Source organism: Halolamina salina, from assembly GCF_042678005.1.
Classification (GTDB): domain Archaea; phylum Halobacteriota; class Halobacteria; order Halobacteriales; family Haloferacaceae; genus Halolamina; species Halolamina salina.
In genome coordinates this window covers 18,974-20,160 of record NZ_JBHUDH010000013.1, presented here as the reverse complement: position 1 = coordinate 20,160, position 1,187 = coordinate 18,974, and the positions used below count along the sequence as shown (strand labels likewise).

Here is a 1,187-nt window from a genome sequence, read left to right as displayed (position 1 = left end):
CCGCGCCGGCGATCGCCGCCGCGCTGCTGCTCGATACGTTCCTCTACAACGAGTTCCTGATCGGCGGCGGCACCCAGTGGCTCTGGGTGGAGATCTACGCGTTCCTCTACGTCCAAGCGGTCATCGTCGGCGCGGTCGCCCGCGGGCTCCGGGCCTACTGGACCGAACCGATCGACGGCTGAGCCCGGCCTCAGTCCCCCAGCGCCGCGAGGATCGGCTCCAGCTTCAGCCCGACCTCCTCCCACTCCGCCTCGGGATCGCTGTCGGCGACGATCCCGTTGCCCGCGAACAGGGTGGCGCGCCGGCCCCCCGCGACCGCCGAACGAATGCCGACAGCGAACTCGCCGTCGCCGTCGGCGTCGAACCAGCCGACTGGGGCGGCGTACCAGCCGCGCTCGAACGTCTCCGTCTCCCGGATCACGCGCTCGGCGGTCGCCGTCGGCAGGCCGCCCATCGCGGGCGTCGGGTGGAGCGCCTCGACGAGGTCGAGGACGTGCCGGTCGCCGACGAGGTCGGCCTCGATCGGCGTGTGGAGATGTTGGACGGTCGCCAGCTTCCGGACACCCTGCTCGGCGACGGTCACATCACCCAGCGGCGAGAGGTGTTCCTCGATGGCCTCGGTGACCAGCGCCTGCTCGTGCTGGAGCTTCTCACTTTCGAGCAGCGAGTCGGCGAGCGTGGCGTCCTCCTCGGGCGTCTCCCCGCGTGCGACCGTGCCAGCGAGGGCCTCCGTGCGGGCGTGTCGGCCGTCGAGGCGGACCAGCCGCTCGGGCGGGACGCCGAAGAAGCCCGCCTCGTCGGACGGCTGGGTCAGGAAGCGGAAGCAGTCGGGGTAGGAGCGCCGCAGCCGTTCGAGCGTGTCTGGGATCGTGAGCTTCTCCTCCAGCGTGACCGCCAGCGCGACCGCGAGCACCACCTTCCGCAGGTCGCCGGCCTCGATGCGCTCGATCGCCGCCTCGATACCCGCGGCCCACTCGGCCTCGGTGGTCGTGCGTCGGCTGGCGACGATCCCCGGCGGGTCGCCCACGGGACGCATCGCCGGCAGTTCCGCGATCTCCTCGGCGACGCGCTCCACGTCGCGTTCGAGGGCGTCGCGGTCGCCGTCCACACGGACGACCGTGAGGTGGGTCGCCTCGTCGGTCCGGACGAGTTGGACCCGTGGCAGCACGAACGCCGCCGGCGGGAAC

Annotated in this window: 1 protein-coding gene and 1 pseudogene; one reads left to right on the top strand and one right to left on the bottom strand. The window is 72.4% G+C overall.

The annotated features are described in order from the left end of the window. Positions 1-182 (top strand): annotated as a pseudogene (locus ACFR9S_RS01970) (hypothetical protein); the annotation flags it as partial. Between the two features lie 8 nt (positions 183-190). Here the strand turns inward: ACFR9S_RS01970 and ACFR9S_RS01965 are convergent. Beyond that, on the bottom strand, positions 191-1,187 hold a 997-nt coding region (locus ACFR9S_RS01965; protein ID WP_379817952.1), incomplete at its 5' end, for an isochorismate synthase.